A 762-nucleotide genomic window follows, 5' to 3' on the forward strand; every position below is an offset into this window, starting at 1 on the left:
TCCTTACCTGCTACCTTTATTTCACTTGTTTACACAAGATCAGCTTAAAGGAATATTCTAAAACGCAATTTCGTTTCGGTATCCAGTTTTCAAGGTGCAAAGCTGTAAACAACCAGCTTTTTTTGAGAGTTTGAGCTCTCAAAACTGAGCAACGAGTGAGTAACAGGCCTAAACCTGAGTTTTGAAGCTTACGCTTCATATTTGAATGTTTCCATCGCAGGAAACGATTCTCCATAGAAAGGAGGTGATCCAGCCGCACCTTCCGATACGGCTACCTTGTTACGACTTCACCCCAATCATCTACCCCACCTTCGGCGGCTGGCTCCCTTGCGGGTTACCCCACCGACTTCGGGTGTTGTAAACTCTCGTGGTGTGACGGGCGGTGTGTACAAGACCCGGGAACGTATTCACCGCGGCATGCTGATCCGCGATTACTAGCAATTCCGACTTCATGTAGGCGAGTTGCAGCCTACAATCCGAACTGAGACCGGCTTTTCTAGGATTGGCTCCACCTCGCGATTTCGCTTCCCGTTGTACCGGCCATTGTAGTACGTGTGTAGCCCAGGTCATAAGGGGCATGATGATTTGACGTCATCCCCACCTTCCTCCGGTTTGTCACCGGCAGTCTGCTTAGAGTGCCCAGCTTGACCTGCTGGCAACTAAGCATAAGGGTTGCGCTCGTTGCGGGACTTAACCCAACATCTCACGACACGAGCTGACGACAACCATGCACCACCTGTCTCCTCTGTCCCGAAGGAAAGG

The 762-nt window shown here is 50.7% G+C and carries 1 rRNA gene; it reads right to left on the reverse strand.

Going from position 1 to position 762, the window contains the following annotated elements:
• Positions 1-237 precede the first annotated feature (237 nt).
• Positions 238-762, reverse strand: a 16S ribosomal RNA gene (locus tag NLX78_RS26360); the annotation flags it as partial.

The organism is Paenibacillus sp. Lou8.1 (genome assembly GCF_024213565.1).
In the GTDB taxonomy this organism is placed as follows: Bacteria; Bacillota; Bacilli; order Paenibacillales; family Paenibacillaceae; genus Paenibacillus; species Paenibacillus polymyxa_B.